Raw genomic sequence first — 21341 nt, 5'->3', positions numbered from 1 at the left:
CTTCCTACTCGATCCGGACCTGGTGTGTCGCACCGGCATCCGTCCCGGGTGGTCGGAGATGTCCGGTCAGTCCCAGGTCAGTCCGCCGCGCCGCCACTCGTAGGCGTAGGCGACGGAGACGTTGACGACGAACAGGGCCATCGCGCTGAACCCGAACACGCCGAGCGCATCGAAGTGCACCGCCCACGGGTAGAGGAAGACGATCTCGATGTCGAAGATGATGAACAGCATCGCGGTCAGGTAGTACTTCACCGGGATCCGCTGCCCGGTCGCACCGCCGATCCCGCTGCCGTGCCGGTCCGGTTGCGCCGTCGGCTCGATACCGCATTCGTACGCTTGCAGTTTCGCCCGGTTCAGGCGCCGCGGCCCGACGATCGACGCCACCAGAACCGAGAACAGTGCGAACACGATCGCGATCGCGCCGAGCACCAGGATCGGAATGTAGACGTTCACGGCCTCCTGGCTCCTCTCCCCGCTGGAGTGTCCGCCGGATCATGCCGGCGCGGGCGGCACCCGGACGCCGACCGGCAGTGTGCCGATCCCGTTGCCCGTCCTGCTCGACCCGCCTCATGACCTGCTCCCTGGTCCGATGCATGCACTTCCCGCGAGCTGTCCCGCGGCCGCGACCGCACGGCACACCGCACGTTCCACAGCCACTCGGAGCGGACCGTCGGGTGCGTGACCCGGCCATGTCCTCTCCCTGGAGCCGAACATACCCCCGCCCGCGCACCGGTGTGAGCCACGACACTCCGATGCTGGTCGACGGTCCCTCAGCGGCCGCGGAGCAGCGCGACGACCTCGTCGGTCAGGCGAATCGGGTCGATTGGGTGCGGGACGCTCGCCTCGGCACGCGACCATCGTGCGAGCCACGCATCGTCGGCGCGGCCGGTCAGGACGACGATCGGGGGGCAGTGCGCTATCTCGTCCCTGAGCTGCTTGGCGAGGCCCATCCCACCGGCCGGGGTTGCCTCACCGTCGAGGATCGCGATCGCGATGTCCCCGGCGTCGAGTCGGCGCACCACGACCGGTGCGGTCGCGACCTCGATGCACTCGACCTCCGGCAGGTCCGGATGCGGTCGGGTGCCGAGCGCGCTGACGACCTGTGCCCGCGTGTTCGCGTCGTCGCTGTAGACGAGGACCTGCAGGCGATTGCCACTCATCCGCGGGATGCTACCGGCGGAGCGGGCCACGCCGGGTCAGGCGCGGCCCGCTCCGGTCGATCAGACCCGGGTGACCTCCAGGCCACCGTCGCGGAACTGCGAGCGCAGCCGCTTCTTGTCGAACTTGCCGACGCTGGTCTTGGGCACCTCGCCGAGGACGGTCCAGTTCTCCGGCAGCTGCCACTTGGCAACCTTCTCCGAAAGGTACTGGCGCAGACCGTCGATGGTGGTGGCGCTGCCCTCACGGAGCACCACCGCGACGAGGGGACGCTCGTCCCACTTCTCGTCGGGGATGCCGATGACGGCGGCCTCGAGGACATCCGGGTGACCCATCACGGCGTTCTCCAGGTCCACCGAGGAGATCCACTCGCCACCGGACTTGATGATGTCCTTGGTGCGGTCGGTGAGGGTGAGGTAGCCGTCCGGGGTGATCGTGCCGACATCGCCGGTGCGGAGCCAGCCGTCGTCGAACTTGTCCGCGGCGTCGACACCGTAATAGGACCCGGTGATCCACGGGCCGCGGACCTCCACCTCACCGATGGACGCGCCGTCGTGCGGCACCGGCGCGCCCGCATCGTCGACCAGGCGGGCCCGCACCGACGCCGGGAAGCGGCCCTGGGAGTAGCGGTAGCGCCACCGCTCGTCGCCCGCGGCATCGGCGGGCGGACGGGCCACCGATCCGAGCGGGGAGGTCTCGGTCATGCCCCAGGCGTGCAGCACCTGGACGTCGTGGTCGTCCGCGAACGCGTGCATCAGCGACGGCGGCACCGCGGAGCCGCCGATCAGCACCTCGCGCATGCACGAGATGTCCTGCGGGTGCGCCTCCAGATGCTGGTGCAGGCCCAACCAGATGGTCGGGACCGCCGCCGCGAAAGTGGGACGTTCCGCCGCGATCAGTTCGGCGAGCGGGGCAGGCTGCAGGAATCGGTCCGGCATGATCAGCGACGCCCCGATCATGAAGGCCGCGTACGGCAGGCCCCACGACATCGCGTGGAACTGCGGCACCACCGCCAGCGCGCGGTCCCCCTGCTGCAGCCCCGGGCCGTCCGTCATGCACACCTGCATCGAATGCAGGTAGATCGAACGGTGGGAATAGACAACACCTTTCGGGTCACCGGTGGTGCCGGAGGTATAGCACATTGCGGCCGCAGCCCGTTCGTCGAGCTCCGGCCAATCGAAGTCCGTCGGCCTGCCGTCGATCAGCGTCTCGTATGCGTGCAGCTGCACCCCGTCGGGCACCTCCAGTCCGGCGGTGGAGTCGCCGGTGACGATCACGTGCCGGACCGTGCGCAGCTGCGGCAACTGCGGGGCAAGCAGCGGAATCAGCGTCGGATCGACGATGATCACGTGATCCTCGGCATGGTTCGCGACATGCACCAGCTGCTCCGGGAAGAGCCGGATGTTGAGGGTGTGCAGCACCGCGCCCATCGACGGCACGGCCAGGTACGCCTCGAGATGCTCGGCGTTGTTCCACATGAACGTCGCGACCCGATGGTCCCCGGTGACGCCGAGATCGCGCAGGGCGTGCGCCAGGGCAGCACAGCGCCGACCCACCTCGGCGTAGCTGCGGCGCCGAGCCCCGGCGTCGGTCCACGTCACGACCTCCGCACCGCCGTGCACCGTGGCACCGTGGCGCAGCAGCTGCGCGATCGACAGGGGGGCGTCTTGCATCGTGCTCAACATGGGTCACTCCTTGCTCGGGTCGTGAGCGACCATTGTGACCCATCGCACATTTGCTAGGGCGGCGACCGGCCGGTCACCGGATACCCGGTCGGCGGGGGCTCCTGCCCTACTGTCGTCGAGTGGACTTCATCCAGCAGCGCTTCATCGACCCGGTCAGCGACGTTCTCTACACCTATGTGCTGATCTACCTGCTGATCGGGGCCGGGCTGTACTTCACCGTCCGCACCCGCGGTGTCCAGTTCCGCAAGTTCGGGGCCATGGTCCGCCAGCTCGGCGCGTCCCGGTCCGGGGCGGGCGGCGGGATCTCCTCGTTCCAGGCGTTCTGTGTCGGGGTGGCCTCGCGGGTCGGCACCGGCAACATCGCGGGTGTCGCGATCGCGCTGACCCTCGGCGGCCCCGGCGCCATCTTCTGGATGTGGTGCGTCGCCCTGTTCGGCATGGCCACCGCCGCCGTCGAGGCGACCCTGGCGCAGCTGTTCAAGGTCCGCGGCCCGGACGGCGCCTTCCGCGGCGGACCCGCCTACTACATTCAGCGCGGGCTCGGCTCACGCGCAGGCGGGCTGCTGTTCGCGGTCCTGCTGGTGCTCACCTTCGGGTTCGCGTTCAACATGGTCCAGGCCAACACGATCGCGGACGTGCTCGCGCAGGCGCACACCGTCGACCAGAAGTGGACGGCGCTGGTGCTGATGCTGCTCGCCGCACCGGTGCTGTTCGGCGGGATCCGCAGGGTCGCGAAGGTCGCCGAACTGGTGCTGCCGGTCATGGCCGGGGCCTATGCCCTGCTCGCACTGGTCATCATCGTCATCAACATCGGCCGGGTCCCCGAGGTGTTCGGCTGGATCATCGGCGGGGCCTTCGGGATCGGCGAGGCGGCGGCAGGCATCACCGGCGGCATCGCCGCGGCCATGCTCAACGGCGTCAAGCGCGGGCTGTTCTCCAACGAGGCGGGCATGGGCAGCGCCCCGAACGCCGCCGCGACCGCGACCGTCTCGCACCCGGTCAAGCAGGGTTTCGTCCAGGCCCTCGGCGTGTTTGTCGACACGATGATCGTGTGCACCGCGACCGCGATGATCATCATGATGGCCGGTCCCGAGGTGTACCAACCCGGCGTCACCGGATCCGGGATGGGCGCATCGCTGACGCAGCAGGCGGTGCAGCACGAGCTGGGCTCCTGGTCGACCTGGCTGATGACCGTGCTGATCTTCGTGTTCGCGTTCTCCTCGGTGATCGGCAACTACTCGTACGCCGAGGTGAACATGACCTACCTCGGGGCGGGCCCGCGCACCCTGCAGGTGTTCCGGGTGCTCGTCCTCGCCGGTGTCGGTCTGGGGTCGGTGATGGCGCTCGCCGCGGTGTGGGCGCTCGCCGACGTGGCGATGGCACTGATGGCGATCGTCAACCTGGTCGCGATCGTGCTGCTCGGTAAGTGGGCGTTCGGCGCGTTCCGGGACTACGACCGGCAGGTGAGCGCCGGGCTCGACCCGGTGTTCACCGACCGGGACAATCCCGACCTGCCCGGCGAGCTCCCCGACTCGGTGTGGCACACCCCGGGAGCGGTCGTCAGCGAGCGGTGACGGCGCGTCCGCGCGCGGCCCGACGCTCAGCTGCCGCGCGTGGACTCGCCGAGGATCTGCGCGAGTTGCCTTCTCGCCCGGTTCAATCGGGACTTCACGGTCTGCACGCCGACGCCCTGATGCTCGGCAATGTCGGCGTAGGTGAGATCGCCGAACTCGCGGAGGATCAGCGCCGTTCGAAAGTCCTCCGGCAGCCGGGCCAGCGCACTCCGGAGCTCGTCACGGGTGGCGATCGACTCGTCGAAGCCGGGGCCGTCGTCGGTCAACGTGACGGACACGTCCGCATCGGTGAAGTCCGTGAGGTCGGTGTCCGGTTTCCGGCTCCGCACCACCATCAGCGCGTTGTTGACCGCGATCCGGTGCAGCCAGGTCCCGAACCGTGCCTCGCCGCGGAACCGGTCGAGATGCTGCCACGCCGCGATCAGGGTGTTCTGCAGTGCGTCCTCGGCGTCGTGACGGTTACCGGTGGTCGACAGGCACACCGCCCAGACGTGGGTGCGGTGGCGCTCGACGAGCTGCGCGAACGCCGCCTGATCGCCACCACGCGCCTGCACGAGCAGCGTCACGTCGTCCATTCAGCGTCCCCCCGCGTCTCGCGTATCCGGATGATCGTAGCGAGGCACGTCGACCCGGACGTTCACCAGCCGGAATCTCCGTCGAGATTGTCCGGTTCACCGAGATCGATGTCGGCGTCCGCCGCTGCGTCGTCGGCCGTCGTGAACGGCTCCTCCGCGGCGGGCCCACCATCGAGGTCGGGATCGTCCGGGTCGTCGGCAGCGCCCGCCGCGTCGTTCCCGGCCGTCACCTCGGTGGCCGGGTCGTCGTCGGTGAGGACCAGCTCGTCCTCGTCGACCAGCACCGCGTCGTCGTCCATCACCGGAACCAGATCGGCGGGGGCGGCACCGGGCTCCGCCGCGAACGCGGCGGCCAACGCCTCCTCCCACACCCCGGGAGCGGGACCGTCGGCCGAATCGGCCTGCAGGGCAGCGAGGAGGGCGCCGACCGCGTCGTCATCATCCTGCATGCTGTCACTCCCGGGGTGTGGGTGGGCGGAACGCTGTCATCGATGGTAGCGAGACCACGACGCGGGAGCCGCGTCAGAAGGCGGCGTCGGCCGAGGTGTCGTAGCCGGCCGCGTCCTGATCCGGGGCGCCGAGGTCGGTGCTGTACCCCGGGTCGGAGGGGATGTCTTCGGCGTTGAGGCGGAAGTCCTCCACCCCGTCGCCGTCGCTGTCGACGGCGAGGATGTCCGTGTAGCCGTCGCCGTTCGTGTCGATCATGACGGTGTCGATGAGTCCGTCGCCGTCCGAGTCGACCCCGACGCTGTCCGCGCGGCCATCCCCGTCGGTGTCCGACTTGACGGTGTCCGGGGCCCCGTCCCCGTCGGTGTCGAAGGTCGACTCGACCAGCCGACCGTCCTCGAGGGTGTCCACCCGGCGCAGGCTGCCGTCGGCGTCGTAGTGCGCGATCACGTCCACCTGGCCGTCGTCGTCGGCGTCCTGCCCGACCACGATCGTGCCGTCCGGCGCGGCGGTGGCGACGGTGTCGAACGTGCCGTTGCCGTCGGTGTCCGCCTCGACCAGGGTGATCTCCCCGTTGTCGTCGAGGTGGGCGGTGACGGTGTGTCCCGCGGCGTCGGTCGAGTGGACGACGTCGACGGTGCCGTCACCGTCCACGTCGCGGGCGACCGACGTCGGAGCCGGCTGCGGCGAGGTCGCCTCGGCGGTCGGCGTGCTCGGGGCTGCCGCGTCCTGCGCCGCGGCTCCGGTCGCCGGGGTCGGGTACTCGGTCGCCGCGGTGGTGGAGGGGGTGGTTGCGGTGGTGTCGGACATCGGTTCGGCCCTTCTGTCGGCAAGCTCTGTCGTGCGCTGTCGACAATGAGATGCGGGCCGGGCCGACAATGTTCCCGACGATCCGAAACAAATCTCCGGCGGGCGGGAACCCCACCCTCCGCCCCGTCCAGCTGGGGAAGGTCAGTTCACCAGACCGGAGCGGGACAGGAACTTCTTCGCATCCTCGACGCCGTTCACATCCCGCACGGTCACCCGCACACCCGTGTTGGTGTTCACGGTCGTGACATCGACGAGCCCGTCCGCCGGGTCCGGAGCGGAAATGTCCGCGGCCGACATCCGGTCGATGCTCTCGACGAGGGTGCTGTTCGGTCCCTCAAGCGACCCCCGCCGCGCACCGATGATGTCCTTCCGTGCCTCGGCCTGGTCGAGGGAGATCGTGACGCTGTTCCACGGCGGGGTGGTGAGTCCGGCGAGATCGCCCGACTCGTCCAGGCTGCACATGACCTGCACGCCACCGTTATCGGTGACCAGGTGACCGTTCTCGCAGTCGGCCAGATCCGACCGGAGGGTGGTGGGGACCGCGGCGAGGACCTGGTCGACCTCCTTCGCGACGGCATCACCGTTCGCATTGGTGACCGGCGCCGACGAGGTCGCGTCCGCGCCGGACGGTGCCGATCCCCCGGTGGTCTGCGCCGACGTTGGGGCAGCGTCGGCCGACTCCCCGGTGTCGCGCATCAGCATTCCGCCGATAGCGGCCGCTCCGCCGATGACGACTACCGCGGCAGCACCCACCAGCAGGGTGCGGCTGGGCCGCCGGGACCGGGTCGGGGCGGGGGTCTCCTCCCGCGGGGTCGGTGCGAGGTCGGCGGCGGTGGGGACCGGACGCGGCGGGGCGGCGGGCGGGGCGGCGGACAGACCGGTTAGCGCTCCCTGCGCCACCACCGTCTTCGGGTCGTCGAGCGTGGCGACGGGACCGAGGGCCCGCAGCCGGTCGTGTACCAACGGGATTCGCGCTGTCCCGCCGGTCAGGTACAGCGCGGCAAGCTGATCGGGTGCGGTCACCCCGGCGTCGAGCAGGGTTTCGCGGGTCAGGTGCACCGCCCGGTCGACCGTCGGCGCGATCAGCTCGTCGAACTCGCCGCGGGTGATCTGCAGCGTCTCCCGCGTCCCGTTGCCCGTCACCGTGATCGTCGCCGACGGTGCCTCCGACAGCAGTTCCTTCGCGCGTCGCACCGACTCGTCCAGCGCGTGCCGCACGTCGATCGGTGCCCCGCGCCGCAGGTATTCCCGCAGGTCGGGGTCGCGGTCGTCGAGTTGCCGGTCCACCCAGCGGGCGACGAGGGCGTCGACGTTCTTGCCGCCGAGTCCGTTGTCGCCGCGGGCGGCGATGACCCGGAAGCCGCCCCGCTCGTCGACGGTGAGGACCGCCACGTCGAGGGTGCCGCCACCGAAGTCGAACACGGCGATCTTCGCACCCGGCTGCAGGGTGTGCGATCGGCTGTAATGCTGTGCCGCGGCGCGGGGTTCGGAGATGAAGGTGATCCGCGCCGGGTCGATTCCGGCGTGCCGGGCCGCGTCGGCCAGCACCTGGATCTGTTCCGGTGACCACGCCTCGGGATGGGTCAGCACCACCCCGGACGGCGGCACCCCCGCGTGCGCGGCGACCGCCCGGTCGAGCACGCTGCGGAGCACGGCCGCGACCGGAAGGAAGGTGGGCACCGTGAATCCGCCCACCGCGATCGTCGGCGCGCCGATCAGGCGCTTCGGCGCGGGGAGATAACCGGCGGGATTGCGGGTGGCCTCATTGGCCGCGACCTCACCGACGGCGATCCGGTCCGGCGTCTCGACGTGGACGGCCGACGGCATCAGATTGCTCGCATGGGATAGGGCGAGGGTCTCCACCCGCCCGCTCGTCGCGCCGGAATGTGCTGCCGCGGTGTTGGAGGTGCCGAAGTCGATACTCAGCAACCAGTCCGGCGTGGTCATCAAGCCCCCTGTTCGTCGCTCGCGGCACACTACCACCCGACCGATGCCGCGCCCGGCGGCGCCGAGGTCCCGGACGATCCGGCGGTCCGGCGGCTCTGAGCTGGGGTGTTCGGGCCGGGTTCAGTTCCACCACCGTTCGAGCACCCGGGCCACGCCGTGGTTGGCGTTTGACGCAGTGACCTCGTTGGCCGCCGCGATCGCGTCGTCGTGGGCGTTGGCCACCGCGACACCATGCCGCGCCATCGTCAGCATCGGAACGTCGTTCGGCATGTCCCCGAACGCGATGATCGCGGAGTCGGTGACCCCGAGGTGTTCCGCGAGCGCGGCCAGCCCGGACGCCTTCGTCACGCCGGGGGCGGAGACCTCGATCAGCCCGTTGTTCGTCGAATAGGTCAGGTCGACCCGGTCCCCGACCAGCGGGGCGAGGCGGGCGATCATGTGCGAACTGGCAATGCCGGGGAGCCGGATCAGCAACTTCACCGCCGGGTGGGCGAGCACGTCCTCCGCGGACATCTCCGTGTTGTCCGGATTGAGCCAGGCATGCTCGTAGCCGGGGGAACTGACGAACTGCGGTGTTGCGGCATCGTGGGCGCTGGCCCCGACCCGTTCCGCGGCGAGACCGGACCCGGGGAGCGCATCCTCAGTCAGGTCGGCGAGCCAGGACAGGGTGCCGGCAGACAGGGTTTCGGCACGCAGCACTCGGTCGGTGTTGCTGTCATAGAGGACGGCGCCGTTGGCGCACACCGCAAGTGGGGCGTAATCGAGGCCGTCGACGACGGGGCCGATCCACCGCGGCGGACGCCCGGTGGCCAGGACGAACGGCACACCGTCGGCGAGGGCGGCGTGCACGGCGGCACGGGTACGGGCGCTGACCTGCTCGTCGTCGTCGATGAGGGTCCCGTCGACGTCGCTGGCGATCAGTTCGGGTTTGGAATCGCGGTGATCGTGCACTGCACCCATCTTGCCGCAGCGGCGGCACCGGCGCCGGGCGCCTCGGAGCATCCGGTCCGGCGGCACGCAGCACGGATCCGGCCGCGGGTGACCGGGCGGCGGTTCGCCGACCCGGTCACCCGAACGGACCTCAGGAACCGAAGAGTGAGCCGATCGAACCCAGGTCGAGCGACCCGAAGTCGGCGGAGCCGCCGGATTCGGCGGCCGTCACGGTGACGGTTGCGGCGGCGGAGGTGGAACCGGCGTGGCCTTCGCCCGGAGTGTGGACGGCGGTGATGCTGTGCGCACCCGCGGTGTCGAACGTGTGCGACAACGTCACGACACCGTCGACGACCGCGACGGGCGCACCGATCGGGACGGCACCGTTCATGAACTGCACGGTTCCGCCGGCCGTCGCCGGGGTCACCGTTGCCTGAAGCGCGACCGCGGTACCCACGGTCGCGGTCGCCGGGGCGGTGACGACGGTGCTGGTGGCAATGTCGGGGACGGTGACGGTGACCGCGGCCGAGGTGGAGCCAGCGAACGACGGGCCGCCGCTGTAGACCGCGGTGATCGCGTGAGCACCCGGCGTGGCCAGCACCGCGTCCGTCAGGGTCGCCTTGCCGTAGGCAACCGGGACCGGTGCGCCGAGGTCGGTATCGCCGTCACGGAATTGGACGGTGCCGGACGTCGCGGACGGCGAGATCGTGACCGCAAGCGCGAACGGCGTTCCGGCGACAGCGGTCTCGGGTGCGGTCACGGTGGTCCTGGTCGTCGCCGCGGTGGTCGCCGCGGTGACCGTGATGGTGGTCGAGGCGGTGGCGTTGCCGAATCCTGCTGCGCCGGTGAAGCGTGCGGTGAGGGTGTACTGCCCGGCGTGAGGAACACATGATTCCAGAGGCTGCTTGACGCGGAATCGGTCACGGTCCCGACGTCGACCCCGGTGTAGGCGTTCCACATCACGTGCTTGCCGTCGACCTGCCACTCCAGGCTGCCGCTGACTTTCGAGCCGAAGGCCAGCTTGATCGTGGTCGTCTTGCCCGCGACGGGCGTCGAGGAGGGCTGGGTGATGGTGGCGGTGACCGGAGTCCCCGCCTCGTCGGCCGCGGTCACCCCGAGCGGCGAGACGGCCGGTTGTGCGGATGCCGGCGTCGCGGCGAGCAGCAGGCCTGCGGCCACGACGACCGATGCGGCCGGGGCAACGGCCCAGCGAATTCGGGATGGTCTGATCACGGGGTCTCTCCTCGAGGGTGGGGTGGCGGCCGACAACGCGCAGCATGCACACGGGGCAGGTGTGCAACACGTGTCGATTCGGGGGTTCTGGCTGGCCGCATCATTCGGCGCTAGACGCGATTTCGACGATTTCGGTCGATTCGGACACTAATGAACAAGTTCTCGTTTATGGTCCGAATCACACTTTTTCCTTCTGTTCCGGAAGCAACTATCTAAGAGGAGAGTCATGGCCCTGACCCACGTCCGTCGTGGTGCCGTCCCCGTCGCCGCGGCCGCCGCTGTCGCGGCGGGTGCCCTGCTGTCGGCGTCCCCCGCCGCCGCGGCAACCAACACCATCGAGTTCGCAGGAGCCTGCCAGGCGCGCGCGATTCTCACCCAGCACATTTCCCAGACGCTCGGCATGAGCATCACCGCGCCGGACACCGTCAATGCGGGCGACGAGTTCAGCTACACCGTCCAGCCGACGGTCAGCTCGCTGCCCGACAAGGAATCCATCGCAACCACGGTCGACATCCAGCGCCTCAAGATCGACTGGGATCTACCCGCGAACACCGAATTTGTCTCCGCCGCAGTCGTCCCCGGCACGTCGAAGGGACTGACCGGGGTCGCGCCGACCGCGATCCTCGTCAACGAGGCAGGCGTCCCCGACGCAGCGGGCACGGTCATCCGGCTCTCCGGCGACAACGAGACGGTCGCCAACGGCCCGAAGTCCAGCGCCACCACCCCCGGCGGCATCGCGGTCGAGAAGACCAAGACCGACATGGCGGGCAACCCCACCGCGGACGGCTCAACGCAGTTCCAGCTCCCGGCCGTCACGGTCACCGTCAAGGCGCTCGCCGAGGGGGTCGTCACCCCCACCGTGCGGGTCGCGGGTGATGCCGCAAACTACAACAGCGACACCAACTACGACACGTTCCTTGCCCGCGCCAACGCGCTCGGCTCCGTCCAGAACGCGCCGTCGTTCTGCACCCCGAAGGACGGCAAGCGCCCCGGCAACGACGTTCCGGTCAACGCGGGCGGCCAGGCCCTCGCCACGATCACCGTCGGCGAGGGCGGGCCGGTCGATCCCGGCCCGAACCCGGGCCCGGGCACCGGAGAGGGTGACGGATCGATCGGCGGCGGTTCCTCCGACCTCGACTTCGACTTCGGTTCCGTCGACATGGGTTCGGTGACCGGGCTGCTCGGCTCCTAACCGGAGCCCCTCCCCGATCCTTGACGCCCGGCGGGCTGGGCCGGTCCCCCTGCGGGACCGGCCCTTTCGGCTATCCTCCGGCGCTCGACGCCAGCGCGCGGTCGAGCGCATCGGTCGGCGGTGTCGCCACCTGCGGCGGTCGCCCGGACACCATGTCCAGCACCGCCTTCGGGCGCGCCAACCACTCCCGCGCGGTGTTCCGCGCGACGGTGATGGTCCGGCAGTCACAGTCGCCGCGGACCCCGTCCACATCCATGCCGGCATGCCTGCACAACGCAACCGCACGGGTGACATGCGGCTCCTGGCTGACGATCAGCGCGCGGGTCACCCCGAACGTCTGCACGGCCCGCGCGCAGGTGTCGTAGGTGTCCAGGCCGTGATCGTCCCCAACGATCAGGTCCCGGTCGATCCCCGAATCGACCAGATATCCGGTCATTGCGGCGATCTCGTTCCCGGAGGTCCCGTTGGCGTCGCCCGAGACCAGCACCGCACGGGCCTTGCCGTCGCGCACCAAGGCCGCCGCGACGTCGAGCCGGCCGGCGAGGAACGACATCGGCTTGCCGTCCTGCACCTTCGCGCCGAGCACGATCACCACCGGCGCCTCCGGCGCGTCGGCCGGCTCGTGAACCCGCCCGGCGGCGGCGGCCGCGATCACCGCCATCGACCCGACCGCGGCGGTCACCCCGGCAGCGAGGACGGCCCCGCCGCCGAGTGCGAGCCGCCTGCGACGCCTGCGTCGATCCACCGGCACGCCGTCAGGCCCCGTCACCGCCCGACGCGGACCGGCGCGCGGCCTTCGCCGCCGCCTCCTCCGCGTCCATCCGATCGGCCTCCGCGAGGGTGGGCGCACCGCCGCCGAGGCGGGCGGGAACCCAGTACTCCCCCGCCGGGTGCTGGTAGTTCTCCTGCAGCGCGTGCAGCGTCGACTCCATCGACGCGTGCACCGTCGCCGTCAGCGCGTCGGCCGGACCGACCGCGGCGATCGGTTCGCCGACCGCCATCGAGATCGGGGTATTGGTCCGGCCCAGCCGCTTCGGATGCCCCTTCGTCCACACCCGCTGCGAACCCCAGATCACCACCGGGATGATCGGCACGCCCGCCTCGATCGCCATCCGGGCCGCGCCGGACTTGAAGTCCTTGATCTCGAAGCTGCGGCTGATCGTCGCCTCCGGGAACACCCCGACCAGCTCACCGTCACGCAACGCCTGGACCGCGGCCCGGTAGGAGTCCGCGCCAGCGGACCGGTCTACCGGGATGTGCTTCATCATCCGCATCATCGGCCCGGCGATGGGGTTGTCGAAGACCTCCTTCTTGGCCATGAAGCGGACGTACCGCTTCACTTCTCGTGCCGGGATGCCCGCGTAGGTGAAGTCCATGTAGCCGGTGTGATTGATCGCGATCACCGCACCACCCGACGCCGGGATGTGCTCGGCGCCGCTGATCGTGAACCGCAGCCCCTCCGCGAAGAACAGCGTGCGGGCGACACCGATGATCGTTCTGTAGAAGGGTTCCACGCGGCCAGCCTAGTGTGTGGGCGCACACAGCGTCCGTCGGCGCTCGCGGGTGATGTACACCCCAATCCGGGCGACCGGGCCGCGCGCACCCGGCCCGGTTTGCGCCGCCGCCTACCCTGGTAGGCGTCGCATCACCGTAGGAGGCATTCGAAGTGCAGGTCACGAGCGTCGGACACGCCGGGTTCCACATCCAGACCGAGGCGGGGTCCATCCTCTGCGACCCGTGGGTCAATCCGGCCTACTTCGCGTCGTGGTTCCCGTTCCCCGACAACACCGGGCTCGACTGGGACGCCCTCGGCGACGTCGATTACCTCTACGTGTCGCACCTCCACAAGGACCACTTCGACCCGCAGACACTGTCCAAGCACGTCAACAAGGACGCGACGGTGCTGCTGCCGGACTACCCGGTGCCGGACCTGCGCCGCGAGCTGGAGAAGCTCGGCTTCACGAAGTTCTTCGAGACCCAGGACTCCGTCAAGCACACCGTGCCGGGACCGAACGGCGACCTGGACGTCATGATCATCGCGCTGCGGGCCCCGGCGGACGGCCCGATCGGCGACTCCGGGCTGGTCGTTTCCGACGGCGAGACCACCTGCTTCAACATGAACGACGCCCGGCCCGTCGACATGGACGTGTTGCACGAGGCGTTCGGCACGATCGACATCCACCTGCTGCAGTACTCGGGCGCGATCTGGTACCCGATGGTCTACGACATCCCGGCCGGCACCAAGCGCAACTTCGGCAAGCAGAAGCGGCAGCGCGGCATGGACCGCTGCCGCAGCTACATCGAGCAGGTCAACGCCACCTGGGTGGTGCCGTCCGCGGGCCCGCCGGTCTTCCTCGACGCCGCGCTGCGCGACCTCAACGACGACCACGGCGACGAGGGCAACATCTTCCCCGACCAGATCGTCTTCCTTGAGCAGATGCGGATCCACGGCAACGACGGTGGCCTGCTGATGATCCCCGGCTCGACGGTCGACATTCACGGCGCGCAGGCCACCCTGAGCCACCCGATCCCGGACGCCGACGTCGACGCGATCTTCTCCGACAAGGCCGCCTACATCGAGGACATGGCGCAGCGGATGGCGCCGGTCATCGCGGCGGAGAAGGCATCCTGGGCGCCCGCGTCCGGCGAACCGCTGATCGGCCCGCTCAGTGCGAAGTTCGAGCCGATCATGGCGCAGTCCGACCTGATCTGCGACGGCATCGGCTACCCGGTCGGCCTGGTGATGGGCGACGAGACCGTCGTGCTGGACTTCCCGAACCGCGCCGTCCGTGCGCCTGCCGAGGGAGACGGCAAGTACCGCTACGGTTTCCGCATCGCACCCGAGCTTGTGCGGACCGTGCTGCGGGACGACGAGCCGGACTGGGTGAACACCATCTTCCTGTCCACCCGGTTCGAGGCGTGGCGGGTCGGCGGCTACAACGAGTTCCTCTACACCTTCTTCAAGTGCCTGACCGACGAGCGGATCGCGTACGCGGACGGCTGGTTCGCCGAGGCGCACGACGACACCGCGTCCATCGAGGTCGGCGGCTACGAGATCCAGCGCCGCTGCCCGCACCTCAAGGCGGACCTGTCGAAGTTCGGTGTCGTCGACGGCAACACCCTGACCTGCAACCTGCACGGCTGGCAGTGGGACCTCGAGTCCGGCCGCTGCAAGACCAGCAAGGGTCACGAGCTCCGTACGGCCAAGCTGTAGTACCCCAACGAAGGTTCCCTAATGTCACATCGGGTCACTTGGCGTTATCCGCTGTGACATTAGGGAACCACCGGGGCGACGCGTTCGACGACTACGCCCACAACGCCAGGTAGTCCTCGCGCCCGAACATGGTCGCCGCGTCGACGGCGGTCGGGTGCCCGGCGCGCGGGTCGGCACCGGCGGCCGCGAGTACCCGCACCACCGCCTCTTCACCCTTGAAGATGGCACCCGCGACCGGGGACTGGCCGCGGTCGTTGAGCCGGTTCACGTCTGCGCCCCGGTCCACGAGCAGCCGGACCGCGGCCGCGTGCCCGTGATAGGCGGCGAGCATCACGAGGGTGTCGCCGGTGCCGTTCGTCAGGTTTGCCGGGACCCCGGCGTCCAGGTAGGCGGTCAGGGCGTCGGCGTCGCCTGCGCGGGCGGCGTCGAACACCCGCTCTGCGATCTCCTGCAGCCGCGGGTCGATCGGGTGGTCGGTCATACCACCCGACGCTACCGCCCCGCCCCGCCCCGCCTGAGCGAATGTGGCACTCGGTCAGTCTGACTGACCGAGTGCCACATTCGGTCACAGCTCGGGGGCTACGGGGCGCGCAGGACGTCCGTCCCGACGAACGGCTGCAGCGCCGCGGGCACGCGGACGGAGCCGTCGGCCTGCTGGTGGTTCTCCAGGATCGCCACGATCCAGCGGGTGGTCGCGAGGGTGCCGTTGAGGGTCGCGGCGGTCTGCGGCTTGCCGTTGTCGTCGCGGTAGCGGACCCCGAGGCGGCGAGCCTGGAAGGTGGTGCAGTTCGACGTCGACGACAGCTCGCGGTACCGCTGCTGCGTCGGCACCCACGCCTCGCAGTCGAACTTGCGTGCCGCGGACGACCCGAGGTCCCCGCCCGCGACGTCGATGACGCGGTACGGCACCTCGATCGCGGCGAGCATCTCCCGCTCCCAGCCGAGCAGTCGCTGGTGTTCGGCGTCCGCGTCCTCCGGCCTGCAGTAGGTGAACATTTCCACCTTGTCGAACTGGTGGACGCGGATGATGCCGCGGGTGTCCTTGCCGTAGCTGCCCGCCTCCCGCCGGAAGCACGACGACCAGCCCGCGTACCGCTTCGCGCCGCCGCTCAGGTCGAGGATCTCACCTGAGTGGTAGCCGGCGAGCGGAACCTCGGAGGTGCCGACGAGGTACAGGTCGTCCTGCTCGAGGTGGTACACCTCCTCCGAGTGCTGTCCGAGGAACCCGGTTCCCTGCATGATCTCGGGCCGGACCAACACCGGCGGGATCATCATCGTGAACCCGTTCGCGGTCGCCTTCTGCGCCGCCAGCTGCAGCAGCCCGAGCTGCAGCAGAGCGCCGTAGCCGGTCAGGAAGTAGAAGCGGGCGCCGGACACCTTCGCGCCGCGCTCCATGTCGAGCAGGCCCAGCGACTCGCCGAGCTCGAGGTGATCCTTCGGGTCGAAGTCGAAGGCGGGCGGTTCGCCGACCGTGTCGAGGGTGATGAAGTCGTCCTCGCCGCCCGCGGGCGCGCCGTCCTGGACGATGTTCGAGATCGCCCGCTGCGCGGCTTCGAGCGCGGCGTCGGCCTCGTGCTGTGCCGCCTCCGCGTCCTTGACCTGCTGCGCGAGCTCCTTCGCCCCGTCCAGCAGCGCGGGCCGCTCCTCGGGGGAGGCCTTGCCGACCTTCTTGCCGAGCGCCTTCTGCTCGGCCCGCAGGTTATCGCCCGCGAGCACCGCCGCGCGGCGGGACTCGTCGGCCGCGAGCAGCGCGTCGACCAGCGCGGGGTCCTCGCCCCTGGTGCGCTGTGACTGGCGGACGACGTCGGGGTTCTCCCGCAGGAACTTGAGGTCAATCACGACGGAAACCCTACTTGGTCGGCGTGCGGCCCGGCGGCCGCGGAGCGGTCCAGTGTCGGGTCCACCTCATTTCGGTTCCGGTGTGTCGGCGACCGCGCGGCCCCCGCCAGGCATGATGGAGGGCGATGTCCGACGAACGCAGCGCAGCAGACGGCGACCCCACACCCGACCCGGCCGCCCCGCAGGGTGACCGGGGCGATGCCGCGTCCGGCGACGGGTGGGCCGCCGCCGAGCGGTGGACGGGCGGCAGGCAACTGTCCGCGACGGCCACCCGCCGCGCCCTGATCGCGGTCGCGCTGGGTGCGGTGATCGCGGCGATCGCGACGGTCGTCATCTCCGGTGGATTCAAGGGCGGCGACGAACTGCGGCCCGACGCCAATGCCGGTGGCCCGCTCGCGACGGGCGCGGTCGCGGGCAAGGCATTCGGCACCGCAGCAGCAGGCGACTGCTTGTCGTGGAGCGAGGCGGACGCCAGCGACCTCACCAAGGTCGACTGCAACGACGAGCACCTGTTCGAGGTGGCGTCCGAGGTAGACCTGAGCGTGTTCCCCGGTGCCGAGTTCGGCCCGGGTTCCCGCTTCCCGAGCGTCCTGCGCTTCTCCCAGTTGCGCGACGAGCACTGCACCCCCGCCGTCACCGAGTACCTCGGCGCGCACTTCGACCCGCACGGCAAGTTCAGCGTCGGATTGATCAACCCGGGGGAGGCAGGCTGGGCGGCGGGCGAGCGGACCATCCGGTGCGGGCTGCAACGCTCGAGCACCACCGGCACCGTCCTCGCGGTCACCGGCCCCGTCCAGGGGCAGGATCAGTCGAAGGTATGGGATGCCGGTACCTGCATCGGCATCAACCAGAGCGCGCCGTCCGATCCGGTGGACTGCTCGCAGGCCCACGCCTTCGAAGTGATCTCGGTGGTCGATCTCGGCGCGAAGTTCCCGGGCGGCTTCCCCGCCGTCGCCGACCAGGACAAGTACTTGGAGGAGACCTGCACGCAGGCCGCGACCGAGTACCTCGGGTCACCGGATGCCCTGCGGAACAAGACCCTCACCCTGTTCTGGGACAACCTGGACCTGAGCAGCTGGCTGGCGGGCAGCCGCAAGGTGAACTGCTCCGTCGGCAAGGAACTCGAGGGGGGCGGCTTCGCACCGATCGTGGGGGCCGCGACCGGCGACATCCTGATCAACGGCGCGCCCCCGGTCGCGCCGCCGCCGCTGCCCGAGGGTCGTTCGCTGCCGACGCCGCTGCCCGGTGCCGCGCCGCTGGAGAACTGATGGCGGTGCACATGAGCGAGGCCAGGTTCGACGAACTGGTCTCCGAGGCGCTCGACCTGATCCCGGCGGAGTTGGCGTCCGCAATCGACAACGTCGTCGTCCTGGTCGACGGCCGCGACGCGGACGATCCGGGCCTGCTCGGTCTCTACCACGGCATCGCCCTCACCGAACGGGACAGTCATTACGGCGGCTCCCTGCCGGACACCATCACGATCTACCGCGACGCGATCCTCGAAATGTGCGGGAGTGAGGAGCAGGTCGTTGAGGAGGTCGCGATCACCGTGATCCACGAGATCGCGCACTACTTCGGGATCGAAGAGGACCGGCTGCACGAACTCGGCTGGGGCTGACCCGGGATCCGCGGGCGACGCGAACGGATGTCGGCCGCGGGGAACCATCCGGGATCCGGTCGCGTCCAAAACCCCTGACGGATCATTTCGATCGAACCTGCCAGGAGGCCCTCATGCCCGGACACGTGTTCGTCTCACCCGACGCCCTGCTCTCCGCGGCCACCCAGCTCGAGGCCCTCGCCCAGCGGCTGCAGGCCACCGTCGACGCGAACGCGCCCGCGCTGCACCTGCCTCCCGCAGGCACCGAAGAGGTGTCGGTGCTGGCGGCGTCATATTTCACCTCGGTCGCCGACAGTTTCCTGCCGTCCGCGGCCGCGAGCATCGGCCAGCTGTGGTCTGCCGCAGCGACGCTGCGCGCGCAGGCCGCCGAGTACGCGAGCCTGGACCAGTCGTTCGGCGCCACGCTCGCCGCGGGCATGTGACCCGACCTCTCGACCGACAGGAGCGTTGACATGACCATGGGCTTCACCGGCGTCGTGTGGTTCCCGCGGGGGGCCACCTGGAACTCGACCGCACTGAACGCGGGCCCTGGGCCTGCCCCGCTGGCGGCGGCGGGTGCGGCCTGGTCCGCGATCGCGACCGGCCTCACCGACGCCACCGCGACCGTCACGAAGGTGATGGCCGAGTTGCGGGTCGGCTGGGAGGGCGTCGCCTCCGACGCCGCGCTGTCGAAGTTGGCGCCGTTCCAGGCGTGGACGCAGCAGGCCGCCGTGCTGGCCGCGGAGACCGCGGCGAAGGCGGGCGCCCAGGCCACCGCGCACACCGTGGCCCGGGCCACGATGCCGAGTCTCGCGGAGATCGCGGCGGTCAAGGCGGCGCAGGTGGCCGCGCACACGGTCGGTGGGTCGCTGGCGGGCGCGGGCGCCGCCACCGAGGCCGCGGACCGGGCGCTGGACCTGCGGGCCGCACTGGTGATGGAGGCGTACGAGTCGGCGTCCAACAGCGTGGCGGTTCCGCAGGGTTTCGCTCCGCCGCCCCCGCTCGCGGGCGGGACGGTCGCGGCGCCCGCGGAGCCAGCCCGTGCCGCCGTCCCCCAGGGTCCTGCGCTCACGGACGTCGCGGTCACTCCCGCGCAGGCGGTGCTCGGTGCGGTACTGACGCAGGCCCAGAACCCGGCAGTGGCGGCGACCGCGTCGCACCTCGGCACGATCGCCGGGACCGCGGTCGGCGCCGTCGCCGGGCCCACGGCCTCAATGGCATCCGCCGCCGCCCCCGTCTTCGGCGGGGCAGCGTTCGGCGGGGCAGCGTTCGGCGGGATGGGGGCGGGCGGGGCCGCCGGTGCCATGTCGCCGCGGACCGGGGGCGGGCCCCGTCCCGTCGGATCGGTCGCGGCAGCGGGCGTCACGGGTGGCGGCGCAGCGCGGATCACGCTCCCCGACGGGTGGGGTGCCCGCGGCAGCGAGGCGCAGGCCGTCGCGGGCCGTGGCACGGCGGCGCTCGCAGCGCCGGGCGTCGAACCGGTGGCCGCGCCAGCCGCCGGCGATGCGGCGGCCCGGACCGGACCCGTCGGCGCGCCGGTAGGCGCGGGCACCGGACGCGCCACGGACGACGAGGAGCACCGGACACCGGACTACCTGAAGAGCTTCGAGCACTTCGACGACGGCCGGCTGGTGATCCCGTCGGTGATCGGCGGCGACCGGTGACCGGGCGGGTGGGGTCGACGGTGCTCGGCGGCGACGAACTGGACCTGGTGCTGCGGCTGCTCGATGTCGACGAGTTGCCTGTCGTGCTGTCCGCCGGATCCCGGTTCGACACGACGACCGCCCGCGCCGCAGCGGACGGCGCAGCCAGGGACTCGCTTCGCGCCCGTGGCCTGCTGCGCGGCAACAATCCGCACCCGTGCCTCGTCGACCGGGTGGCGGTGTTGGCGCGGCCTGCCGTCGAGCTCGCGGTGCGCTGGTACACCGGCGGCGAGGTATTCCGGGGCTGCCTCGCGCAGGGGCCCGCCGGTGCGGTGCTCGCGCTGCGCGCCGCGGACGAGTACGTGCTCGCGGGGGTTCCGGCCGCCGACCCCGACCTGGTGTTCGAGCTGATTGGGCGCGGCAGCGGGCTCGCGGTCGGCTCCGTCAGTGCCCCGACGGAGCTGCTGTCCGCGGCGCTGCGGGACGTGACCGACCCATCGACCGTCGCGGGCAGGTTGACTGGCCTCGGCGCCGCGGACCGGGACGCCGACCGGCTTGCGCACGCATTGGCCTCCTGCCGGGCACACGCCGAGATCGTCACCGTCACGCGCCGCAACGGCACCACCCGGGTCGGTGGCCCGGTCACGGTGTTCGACACCGCCTGCGGCCGCATCGTCGGCACCACGACCGTCTCGGCCGACCTGTCCTCCTGGTCCACCCTCGGCCCGGGCGGGGATGCTCGGGTTCGGCAGGCCGTCCGCGAGGTCCTGGCAGAGGCCGGGGCCGTCTCGTCCTGACGGGACGCGGCGCGGCGGCCGGTATCCTGTGCAGTGACCGTGTGGCGATCGAGACGTTTGGTAGGGCAATGGGTGAACCCGTCGACGAGCCGGCTCTCGTCGAGACGTCCGGCGGCTGGCGGCAACTCGACGACGTCGAACTGACCCCGATCCTGTCGGCATCACTCGACGCCTTCTACGAGCTGGGCTATCACGGGACCACGGTCCGCGAGGTGGCCAGGCGGGTCGGCGTCACGGTGCCTGCGCTGTACTACCACCATGACAACAAGGAAGGGCTGCTGATTGCCCTGCTCGAGTTGTCGACGGCCGACGTGCTTGCGCGGGCGCACAACGCCGATGCCGACGGCGGCGACGATCCGGTGCGGCGACTCGCGAACGTGATCGAGGCGATCGTTCTGCGGATGACGCAACGCGCGCGGTTGGCATCGCTTGAGGGAGAGGTGCGGTACCTGAGCGCGGAGAACCGGCAGCGGTACCGGGCGGTGCGCAAGGGGATCGAGCAGGTCGTGCTGCGAATCGTCGAAGATGGCTCGGCCAGTGGGGTTTTCGATGTCGATGACCCCGCGGAGACGACCCGGGCGCTGCTCGGCATGTGCCAGTCCATCCCCCGCTGGTACCACGCGGAGGGCACCCTGTCCCCCGAGAAGGTCGCGGGGAAGTATGCCGCCATCGCAATGAAAACCGTTGGGGTGAAGTAGGA

Annotated in this window: 23 protein-coding genes; 9 read left to right on the top strand and 14 right to left on the bottom strand. The window is 70.5% G+C overall.

What is annotated here, in order from left to right; all coding sequences use genetic code 11:
* Positions 1–66: 66 nt before the first annotated feature.
* The 3 genes from ACFWPA_RS02450 to ACFWPA_RS02440 form a co-directional block, all read right to left on the bottom strand.
* Positions 67–453, bottom strand: coding sequence for an NADH-quinone oxidoreductase subunit A (locus ACFWPA_RS02450; RefSeq protein ID WP_378508511.1), 387 nt, complete (start codon positions 451–453; stop codon positions 67–69).
* A gap of 317 nt (positions 454–770) precedes the next feature.
* On the bottom strand, positions 771–1160 hold the full coding sequence (locus ACFWPA_RS02445; RefSeq protein ID WP_378508512.1) for a hypothetical protein: 390 nt from the start codon (positions 1158–1160) through the stop codon (positions 771–773).
* A 60-nt stretch (positions 1161–1220) separates the two neighbouring features.
* Positions 1221–2843: a long-chain fatty acid--CoA ligase gene (locus tag ACFWPA_RS02440; RefSeq protein ID WP_378508513.1), complete on the bottom strand. Its 1623-nt coding sequence runs from the start codon at positions 2841–2843 to the stop codon at positions 1221–1223.
* A 119-nt stretch (positions 2844–2962) separates the two neighbouring features.
* Here ACFWPA_RS02440 and ACFWPA_RS02435 point away from each other — a divergent pair, with 119 nt between their 5' ends.
* On the top strand, positions 2963–4417 hold the full coding sequence (locus tag ACFWPA_RS02435; protein WP_378508514.1) for an alanine/glycine:cation symporter family protein: 1455 nt from the start codon (positions 2963–2965) through the stop codon (positions 4415–4417).
* Between the two features lie 26 nt (positions 4418–4443).
* Here the strand turns inward: ACFWPA_RS02435 and ACFWPA_RS02430 are convergent, their stop codons facing one another.
* The 7 genes from ACFWPA_RS02430 to ACFWPA_RS02400 all read right to left on the bottom strand — a co-directional run bounded on the left by ACFWPA_RS02430 (position 4444) and on the right by ACFWPA_RS02400 (position 10305).
* A complete protein-coding gene (locus ACFWPA_RS02430) occupies positions 4444–4992 on the bottom strand; it encodes an RNA polymerase sigma factor (RefSeq protein ID WP_378508515.1) in 549 nt (182 codons plus the stop codon).
* A gap of 62 nt (positions 4993–5054) precedes the next feature.
* Positions 5055–5441, bottom strand: a complete 387-nt coding sequence (locus ACFWPA_RS02425; RefSeq protein WP_378508516.1) for a hypothetical protein — start codon at positions 5439–5441, stop codon at positions 5055–5057.
* Positions 5442–5514: 73 nt separating this feature from the next.
* Positions 5515–6249, bottom strand: a complete 735-nt coding sequence (locus ACFWPA_RS02420; protein ID WP_378508517.1) for a hypothetical protein — start codon at positions 6247–6249, stop codon at positions 5515–5517.
* A 141-nt stretch (positions 6250–6390) separates the two neighbouring features.
* The gene (locus tag ACFWPA_RS02415) at positions 6391–8196 is read right to left on the bottom strand and encodes an Hsp70 family protein (RefSeq protein ID WP_378508518.1); all 1806 of its coding nucleotides are present in this window, start codon (positions 8194–8196) and stop codon (positions 6391–6393) included.
* 120 nt (positions 8197–8316) lie between these two features.
* Positions 8317–9147 (bottom strand): HAD family hydrolase, encoded by an 831-nt coding sequence (locus ACFWPA_RS02410; protein WP_378508519.1) that lies wholly within the window; start codon positions 9145–9147, stop codon positions 8317–8319.
* Positions 9148–9277: 130 nt separating this feature from the next.
* Positions 9278–9886 carry an Ig-like domain-containing protein gene (locus ACFWPA_RS02405; RefSeq protein WP_378508520.1) on the bottom strand — a complete coding sequence of 203 codons (609 nt, stop codon included), beginning with the start codon at positions 9884–9886 and terminating at the stop codon, positions 9278–9280.
* The gene (locus tag ACFWPA_RS02400; protein ID WP_378508521.1) at positions 9883–10305 is read right to left on the bottom strand and encodes a hypothetical protein; all 423 of its coding nucleotides are present in this window, start codon (positions 10303–10305) and stop codon (positions 9883–9885) included. Before ACFWPA_RS02400 ends, ACFWPA_RS02405 begins: the two co-directional genes overlap by 4 nt.
* A 280-nt stretch (positions 10306–10585) precedes the next feature.
* Here ACFWPA_RS02400 and ACFWPA_RS02395 point away from each other — a divergent pair, with 280 nt between their 5' ends.
* A complete protein-coding gene (locus ACFWPA_RS02395; RefSeq protein ID WP_378508522.1) occupies positions 10586–11551 on the top strand; it encodes a hypothetical protein in 966 nt (321 codons plus the stop codon).
* 70 nt (positions 11552–11621) lie between these two features.
* Here ACFWPA_RS02395 and ACFWPA_RS02390 read toward each other — a convergent pair whose 3' ends face one another.
* Together ACFWPA_RS02390 and ACFWPA_RS02385 are read right to left on the bottom strand one after the other, a co-directional pair.
* Positions 11622–12302 (bottom strand): vancomycin high temperature exclusion protein, encoded by a 681-nt coding sequence (locus ACFWPA_RS02390; RefSeq protein ID WP_378508523.1) that lies wholly within the window; start codon positions 12300–12302, stop codon positions 11622–11624.
* A gap of 4 nt (positions 12303–12306) precedes the next feature.
* On the bottom strand, positions 12307–13065 hold the full coding sequence (locus ACFWPA_RS02385; RefSeq protein ID WP_378508524.1) for a lysophospholipid acyltransferase family protein: 759 nt from the start codon (positions 13063–13065) through the stop codon (positions 12307–12309).
* Positions 13066–13217: 152 nt separating this feature from the next.
* On the opposite strand from ACFWPA_RS02385, the gene ACFWPA_RS02380 reads away from it, so the two are divergent.
* Entirely contained in the window at positions 13218–14765 is a 1548-nt protein-coding gene (locus ACFWPA_RS02380; protein WP_378508525.1) for a Rieske 2Fe-2S domain-containing protein, read from the top strand.
* 91 nt (positions 14766–14856) lie between these two features.
* Here the strand turns inward: ACFWPA_RS02380 and ACFWPA_RS02375 are convergent, their stop codons facing one another.
* Complete coding sequence (locus ACFWPA_RS02375; protein ID WP_378508526.1) at positions 14857–15246, bottom strand: ankyrin repeat domain-containing protein; 390 nt, start codon at positions 15244–15246, stop codon at positions 14857–14859.
* Positions 15247–15344: 98 nt separating this feature from the next.
* A complete protein-coding gene (serS, locus tag ACFWPA_RS02370; protein ID WP_378508527.1) occupies positions 15345–16604 on the bottom strand; it encodes a serine--tRNA ligase in 1260 nt (419 codons plus the stop codon).
* Positions 16605–16729: 125 nt separating this feature from the next.
* Here serS and ACFWPA_RS02365 point away from each other — a divergent pair, with 125 nt between their 5' ends.
* The 6 genes from ACFWPA_RS02365 to ACFWPA_RS02340 all read left to right on the top strand — a co-directional run bounded on the left by ACFWPA_RS02365 (position 16730) and on the right by ACFWPA_RS02340 (position 21339).
* Positions 16730–17872 (top strand): septum formation family protein, encoded by a 1143-nt coding sequence (locus ACFWPA_RS02365; protein ID WP_378508528.1) that lies wholly within the window; start codon positions 16730–16732, stop codon positions 17870–17872.
* On the top strand, positions 17872–18222 hold the full coding sequence (locus tag ACFWPA_RS02360) for a metallopeptidase family protein (protein ID WP_378508529.1): 351 nt from the start codon (positions 17872–17874) through the stop codon (positions 18220–18222). The genes ACFWPA_RS02365 and ACFWPA_RS02360 overlap by 1 nt, the downstream gene beginning before the upstream one ends.
* Positions 18223–18335: 113 nt before the next feature.
* The gene (locus ACFWPA_RS02355) at positions 18336–18644 is read left to right on the top strand and encodes a PE family protein (RefSeq protein ID WP_378508530.1); all 309 of its coding nucleotides are present in this window, start codon (positions 18336–18338) and stop codon (positions 18642–18644) included.
* Between the two features lie 30 nt (positions 18645–18674).
* The gene (locus ACFWPA_RS02350) at positions 18675–19865 is read left to right on the top strand and encodes a PPE domain-containing protein (protein ID WP_378508531.1); all 1191 of its coding nucleotides are present in this window, start codon (positions 18675–18677) and stop codon (positions 19863–19865) included.
* Positions 19862–20641 carry an ESX secretion-associated protein EspG gene (locus ACFWPA_RS02345; protein WP_378508532.1) on the top strand — a complete coding sequence of 260 codons (780 nt, stop codon included), beginning with the start codon at positions 19862–19864 and terminating at the stop codon, positions 20639–20641. Before ACFWPA_RS02350 ends, ACFWPA_RS02345 begins: the two co-directional genes overlap by 4 nt.
* Before the next feature lie 68 nt (positions 20642–20709).
* Positions 20710–21339: a TetR/AcrR family transcriptional regulator gene (locus ACFWPA_RS02340; protein ID WP_378508533.1), complete on the top strand. Its 630-nt coding sequence runs from the start codon at positions 20710–20712 to the stop codon at positions 21337–21339.
* Positions 21340–21341: the final 2 nt, after the last annotated feature.

The sequence above is a fragment of the Rhodococcus sp. NPDC058505 genome (assembly GCF_042720095.1).
Lineage (GTDB): Bacteria > Actinomycetota > Actinomycetes > Mycobacteriales > Mycobacteriaceae > Rhodococcus_G.
This window is presented reverse-complemented; position numbering and strand designations above follow the sequence as displayed.